Consider the following 6969-nt stretch of genomic DNA (forward strand, 5'->3'; position numbering starts at 1 on the left):
CCGCCTGTACTGGCTGTCGACCGGTGCCTACACCACCAGCTACAGCGCGGTGGAATTCAACGGCTTCCCGCCGCTGAAGGCTTACTACCTGTAATGAACAACGGGGCCGCGAGGCCCCGTTTTCATATGTGTATCAGTGCCGGCCTCTTCGCGGGGCAAGCCCGCTCCCACAAGTCCCCCGCTGCACTCAGGGTCAGCGGAGAGCTTGTGGGAGCGGGCTTGTCCCGCGAAGAGGCCGGCACTGTAGAAATTAATGTCCGCGCTTATCCAACTCTTCGGCATACCGCGCCGCAAAGGCCATCAACATCGGCCCCGCCCCCTGCAGCGTCACCAGCGCACTGCGCAGAAAGTTCAGGTTTCCCTCGACCCGCGCCCGATCCAGCCAAGGCCCCGCCTCGGCGAACTGCCCACGCTCGACCAGCACCATCGCCAGGCTGAACATCCCGCGAAAATCCCCCGCCTCGGCCGAGCGCCGATACCAGCGCACCGCCCGTACCGGGCTCGGGGCCGTGGCGATACCCTGCTCCAGATACCGCCCGTACAGATTCATCGACTTGGCATGGCCCAATTGCGCGGCCTTCTCGTAACAGAGCAACGCCTGGGCCTGGTTGGCAGGCACCCCACGCCCCGTGGCCAACAGGTTGCCCAGGTTGTAAAGACCCCAGTCCAGGCCGGCGTCGGCCGCACGCGCATAATGGATGGCGGCCTGCGACAAATCCTGATCCCCACCCCAGCCATGCTCCAGGCAACGCCCGAGCATGTTGTGCGCCATGGCACTGCCGCCCTGGGCGGCGATGCCGAACCAGCGCCGGGCCACGGCCTCATCCGCTTCGATGCCACGCCCGTCGAGCAAAATCTGCCCGAGCAGCGACTGCGCCTCGACCACGCCCTCCCCGGCCGCCGCAAGGATCGCCTGGGCAGCCTGGCCTGGGCTGTGTTCGAGCATCGCTCGCAGGCCGGCCACATTTACCTCTTCTTCACGACGCAACTGGTAAGACACGGTTCAGACCTCGGCCCAGCGGCGCAGCAGGTTGTGGTAAGTGCCGGTCAACTGCAGCAACGAGGGGTGATCCGGCACGTCGGCGGTCAGTTGCTGGATGGCATTGTCCATCTCGAACAGCAACGCCCGCTGGCTGTCCTCGCGCACCAGGCTCTGGGTCCAGAAGAACGCCGCATAACGCACGCCGCGAGTCACCGGGTTGACCTTGTGCAAACTCGTGCCGGGGTACAGCACCAGGTCGCCGGCGGCCAGCTTGATCTGCTGGATACCGTAGGTGTCCTGGATCACCAGCTCGCCACCGTCGTAGCTGTCCGGGTCGCTGAGAAACAACGTCGAGGACAGGTCGGTGCGCACCCGCTCCGGGCTGCCCTTGGGCTGGCGCAGGGCGTTGTCGATGTGAAAGCCGAAGTTGCCACCCTCGCGGTAGCAGTTGATCAACGGCGGGAACACCTTGTGCGGCAGCGCGGCCGACATGAAGCGCGGGGTTTGCCACAGCCGGTCGATCAGCGCACTGCCGATTTCCTTGCCCAGCGCATGCCCTTCCGGCAACTGCAGGTTGTGCTTGGCCTTGGCCGACTGGTAACCGGCGGTGACCTTGCCGTCCGCCCAGTCGGCTTGCTCCAGGGCCTCGCGGATGCGGGCGAGTTCGTCGTTGTCGAACAGACCGGGAATGTGAAGCAGCATGGCGACGGCACCGTCAGAAAGTGTAAAGGCGCCAATGATATTTATTCCCTTTTACACCGCACAAGCCCTTTCGGCGCTTAAGACGTTTCAGCCGACCCAAAACGTAAAGAGAATTTGTAAAGATTGTAAATTCATAGCGAATGGTAACGACTCTCAATTGCTAGTTACAATCGCTTACACTATGATCCGCGGCCTTCACACCTTGGGGAAGGTCCATAACAATGCGTAACGTACCATCTGCAGTGAGTTCACCACGTCTGCTCGTGTCCGCCATTGGCGTCGCACTCAGCGCCTCCGGCGCCTATGCCGCCGACCCGGCCGCCAGCAGCGCCATCACCCTCGACGCCACCAGCGTCAATGGCAAGGCTGAACAGGCCAGCACCGACTACAAAGTCGAGAAAGCCTCCTCGCAGAAGTACACCGCACCGTTGGTGGACACCCCGCGTTCGATCACCGTGATCCCGCAGCAGGTCATCAAGGACACCAACGCCCTGACCCTGCAGGACGCCCTGCGCACCGTGCCAGGCATCACCTTCGGCGCCGGCGAAGGCGGCAACCCGCAAGGCGACCGCCCGTTCATCCGTGGCTTCGACGCCCAGGGCGACACCTACCTGGACGGCGTGCGCGACACCGGCGCGCAAACCCGCGAAATCTTCGCCATCGAATCGGTCGAAGTGGCCAAGGGCCCGAACTCGGCCATCGGTGGCCGCGGCGCCGCAGGCGGCACCATCAACCTGGTGAGCAAGCGCGCCCACCTGGGCAACTCGCTGGACGGTGCCTGGACCTGGGGCAGCGACCAGACCCAGCGCTACACCTTCGATGGCAACTACCAGTTCAGCGACACCGTTGCCGGTCGTCTCAACCTGATGACCCACGAAAGCAACGTCGCCGGCCGTGACAAGGTCAACTACGACCGCTGGGGTATCGCTCCGTCCCTGGCCTTCGGCCTCGGCACCCCGACCCGCGTCAACCTTGACTACTACCACCTGGAAAGCGACGACCTGCCGGATTCGGGCATTCCGTACACCATCCCGACTGGCGGCAGCGGCGCGCGCACCTCGGCGCACCCGAGCAAGCCCAATGACGGCGGCGACAGCGACAACTTCTATGGCCTGACCGATCGCGACTTCCGCAAGACCCGCGTGGACATCGCCACCTTCGCCATCGAGCACGACCTGACCGACGCGCTGACCATCAAGAACACCCTGCGTCACGGCAACAGCATGCAGGATTACATCCTGACCCAGCCTGACGACAGCAAGGGCAACGTCAACAATGGCAGCGTCTGGCGCCGAGCCAACACCCGTGTGGGCAACACTTCCACCACCACCAACCAGACCGACCTGTTCGGCGAGTTCTACCTGGGTGGGCTGAAGAACAGCTTCTCCACCGGTATCGAGCTGAGCCGTGAAGAGAGCAAGCGTTCGTCGTACACCGTCAACACCAATACCGGTGGCTCGACCCCTTCGACGTGCAACCCAAGCCTGATCGGCGCCAACAGCGGCTACAACTGCACCTCGCTGGGCAACCCGAACCCGGACGATCCGTGGAACGGCAGCATCGCGCGCAACTACGCGGGTACCGATACCAAGAGCAACACCCGCGCCATCTACGTGTTCGACACCCTGGAGCTGTCGCCTGACTGGCTGCTGAACATGGGCCTGCGCTACGACCACTTCGACACCCAGTACCGTGGCTACGATGCTTCCGGCGCGACCGTGGTGAACACCAAGGGCGTCGCCTCCAAGGGCGATGACACCAGCGAGTTCGTGACCGGCCAGCTGGGACTGGTGTGGAAACCCGCAGACAACGGCAGCATCTACGTTTCCTACGCCACCTCCGCAACGCCACCGGGTGCGATGCTGGGCGAAGGCACGGAAGGCAACCCCCTGGGCAACACCACCGACCGCAACGGTAACCTCCTGAGCAGCGACATGGAGCCAGAGGAAACCACCAACTACGAGATCGGCACCAAGTGGGACCTGCTCGACCAGCGCCTGTCCCTGACCGCTGCGCTGTTCCGCACCGAGAAGGAAAATGCCCGCGTCCAGGTAGACACCGACAGCTACGAAAACGTCGGCGAAACCCGCGTGCAGGGCGTCGAGCTGTCGGCCAGCGGCAAGATCACCGACAAGTGGCAGGTGTTCGCCGGCTACACCTACATGGAAGCCCGTCAGATCGACGGCGGCCCGCTGGGCAAGGCCAACGACGGCAACCAGCTGCCGAACACCCCGAACAACAGTGCCAGCGTGTGGACCACTTACTCGATCACGCCGAAGCTGACCATCGGCGGCGGCGCGTTCTACATGGATGATGTGTACGGCAGCGTGGCCAACACCACCATGGTCGACAGTTATGTGCGCTACGACGCCATGGCCGCCTACAAGCTGACCAAGAACGTCGACCTGCAGCTGAACGTGCAGAACCTGACCAACGAGGTCTACTACGACAAGGCATTCTCGACCCACTTCGCCAACCAGGCGGCCGGGCGGACCACCATGCTGACCACCGCCGTCCACTTCTGAAGCAACACCCCCAAGCCCCGTTCATTCCCATGAGCGGGGCTTTTGCGTACCAAGGCATAATGCACCCCGCGTAACGCGCGGCAGCAAGACAAGGTGATCGATGTGGTGAAGAAGACGCTGTTCCAATTGCACTGGTTCTTTGGCATCACCGCTGGCCTGGTGCTGGCCTTGATGGGCATCACCGGGGCGCTCTACTCGTTCCAGGAAGAACTGCTGCGGGCGTTCAACCCCGATGTGCTCAAGGTCGAGGTGCGCCCCGAAGGCGTGCTGCCGCCCGCCGAACTGGTGCGCCGGGTCGAGGCCGAGCAAGGGGACAAGATATCGATGCTGTGGGTCGATATCCGCGAGGGCAATGCCGCTCGCATCTTCTTCACCCCTGCCCCCGGCGAGCGCCGGGGCGAGCTGCGCTATGCCGACCCGTATACCGGCGAGCTCAAGGGTGAAGTCGCCGGGCAGGGCTTCTTCAACCTGATGCTGCAACTGCACCGCTTCCTGGCCATGGGCGACAGCGGCCGGCAGATCACCGGCGCCTGCACCTTGATGCTGATTTTCTTCTGCCTCTCCGGGCTGTACCTGCGCTGGCCGCGCAAGGCGCTGAACTGGCGGACCTGGCTGACCTTCGACTGGGCCAAGAAGGGCCGTGCCTTCAATTGGGACCTGCACGCGGTGGCCGGCACCTGGTGCCTGCTGTTCTACCTGCTGTTCGCCCTCACTGGCCTGTTCTGGTCCTACGAGTGGTACCGCGATGGCTTGAACAAACTGCTGGGCGATGCGCCCGCCGCCGGCCAGCAGCAAAAACGAGGTGAAGGCCGTGGCCGTCACGGGCCACAGAAAGTCGACAAGAACGCGCCGCCGCGGGTGGTCGACTATGACGCCATCTGGGCCAACCTGAAGGACGCCGCAGGGCCCGGCCTTGCCACCTACAACCTGCGCTTGCCGCCAGTGGGCGGCCAGCCGGCCAACCTGTTCTACCTGCAAGACAACGCAGCGCACCCTCGCGCCTTCAACACCCTAATACTTGACCCGGCCACCGGCCAGGTGAAAAGCCACGACCGCTACACCGACAAATCCTTCAAGGCCCAGCTGCTGCAGAGCGTCTACGCCCTGCACGTCGGCGAATACTTCGGGCTGCCCGGGCGCATCATCGTCACCCTCGCCAGCCTGACCATGCCGCTGTTCTTCGTCACCGGCTGGCTGCTGTACCTCGACCGCCGCCGCAAGAAGCGCCAGGTGCGCGCCGCCCGTGGCAACGTCGACAGCGCCAACGCCGGCGCCGACAGCTGGCTGATCGGTTTCGCCAGTCAGAGCGGTCTGGCCGAGCAACTGGCCTGGCAAAGCGCCGGGCAATTGCAGGCTGCCGGCTTGCCAGTACAAGTGCGTGCCCTGGCCGAGTTGGGCGAAGACGACCTGCGCCAGGCGCGTCGCGCAGTGTTCGTGGTCAGCACCTTTGGCGACGGTGAAGCGCCCGACAGCGCGCGGGCCTTCGAACGCAAGGTGCTGGGCCAGCCTTGGGCGCTGAACAACCTCAGCTATGCCCTGCTTGCCCTGGGTGACCGCCAGTACCCGCACTTCTGCGGCTTTGCCCGGCGCCTGCAGGCCTGGCTTGGCGAGCGCGGGGCGAGCAGTGCGTTCAGCCCGGTGGAAGTGGACAACGCCGATCCGGCGGCGCTGCAACACTGGCAGCAAGCCCTGGCGCACCTCACCGGAGCCAAGCCGATCGCCCCCTGGCAGGCGCCGAGCTTCGGCAGCTGGAGCCTGGTCCGCCGCGAGCTGCTCAACCCGGGCAGCCAGGGCCAGCCGGTGTACAGAGTCGGCTTGCGTCCGGAACAACCTGCCAGCTGGGAGGCCGGTGACCTGGTGGAAGTCCTGCCACTCAACGGCCAGCCACGGATCGATGCGTTTCTCAGCGGCATGGCGTTGGATGCCGATGCCAAGGTACAGGTGGACGGCCTGCTGGAGACCCTCGCCCAGGCGCTGACTGGCCGCCAGTTGCCCGCGCGCCGTGACCACCTGGTGGGCATGCAGCCGCAAGCGCTGGTCGATGCACTGGTGCCAATCGGCAGCCGTGAATACTCCATCGCCTCGATCGCAAGCGATGGCGTGCTGGAACTGATCGTGCGCCAGGAGCGCCACAGCGACGGCAACCTGGGCCTGGGTTCTGGCTGGCTGACCGAGTATCTGCCGCAAGGCGGCACGCTGAGCCTGCGGCTACGCCGCAACAGCGGCTTCCACCTGCCGGAAGCTGCAGCGCCGGTGATCCTGATCGGCAACGGAACGGGCCTGGCAGGCCTGCGCAGCTTGCTCAAGGCGCGGATCAGTGCCGGCGAACAGCGCAACTGGTTGCTGTTCGGTGAACGCAACCGGGCACATGACTTGCTGTGTGGCGAAGAGCTGCAGGGTTGGCTGGATAGCGGCGACCTGGCGCGGCTGGACCTGGCGTTTTCGCGGGATCAGGCGGAGAAGGTGTATGTGCAGGATGTGTTGCTGCAGCAGGCCGATGAGTTCAAGCGCTGGGTGGCCGAAGGGGCCTGTGTGTATGTCTGCGGCAGCCTGCAGGGGATGGCTGCGGGGGTGGATGCGGCGCTCGAGGGTATTCTTGGAGAGGCCGTAGTGCAGCAGCTGATCGAGGATGGGCGGTATCGGCGGGATGTGTACTGATCGTCGAATGATGTAGTCAGAACTGGCCCTATCGCCGGCAAGCCGGCTCCCACAAGTACAACGCAGGGTTCAGGCCTTGCACTGTACTTGTGGGAGCCGGCT

General features: G+C 64.5%; 5 protein-coding genes. 3 read left to right on the forward strand and 2 right to left on the reverse strand.

What is annotated here, in order from left to right; all coding sequences use genetic code 11:
* Positions 1–94, forward strand: a 94-nt coding sequence (locus PMI38_RS27410) for a diaminopimelate decarboxylase (RefSeq protein ID WP_008090740.1), incomplete at its 5' end; no start/stop codon positions are given.
* Between the two features lie 156 nt (positions 95–250).
* Here PMI38_RS27410 and PMI38_RS03530 read toward each other — a convergent pair.
* The gene (locus PMI38_RS03530) at positions 251–1000 is read right to left on the reverse strand and encodes a tetratricopeptide repeat protein (RefSeq protein ID WP_008090741.1); all 750 of its coding nucleotides are present in this window, start codon (positions 998–1000) and stop codon (positions 251–253) included.
* A 3-nt stretch (positions 1001–1003) separates the two neighbouring features.
* The gene (locus PMI38_RS03535; RefSeq protein ID WP_008090743.1) at positions 1004–1684 is read right to left on the reverse strand and encodes a Fe2+-dependent dioxygenase; all 681 of its coding nucleotides are present in this window, start codon (positions 1682–1684) and stop codon (positions 1004–1006) included.
* Between the two features lie 221 nt (positions 1685–1905).
* Between PMI38_RS03535 and PMI38_RS03540 the strand changes: the two genes are divergently transcribed.
* Positions 1906–4209, forward strand: coding sequence for a TonB-dependent receptor (locus PMI38_RS03540; protein WP_008090747.1), 2304 nt, complete (start codon positions 1906–1908; stop codon positions 4207–4209).
* A 102-nt stretch (positions 4210–4311) separates the two neighbouring features.
* Positions 4312–6867, forward strand: a complete 2556-nt coding sequence (locus PMI38_RS03545; RefSeq protein WP_008090750.1) for a PepSY domain-containing protein — start codon at positions 4312–4314, stop codon at positions 6865–6867.
* Positions 6868–6969 lie beyond the last annotated feature (102 nt).

This window comes from Pseudomonas sp. GM84, assembly GCF_000282535.1.
Classification (GTDB): Bacteria; Pseudomonadota; Gammaproteobacteria; order Pseudomonadales; family Pseudomonadaceae; genus Aquipseudomonas.

Coding starts and splice junctions, on each gene's coding strand:
- PMI38_RS03540 (WP_008090747.1), top strand. CDS start 1,906: ATGCGTAACGTACCATCTGCAGTGAGTTCACCACGTCTGCTCGTGTCC.
- PMI38_RS03535 (WP_008090743.1), bottom strand. CDS start 1,684: ATGCTGCTTCACATTCCCGGTCTGTTCGACAACGACGAACTCGCCCGC.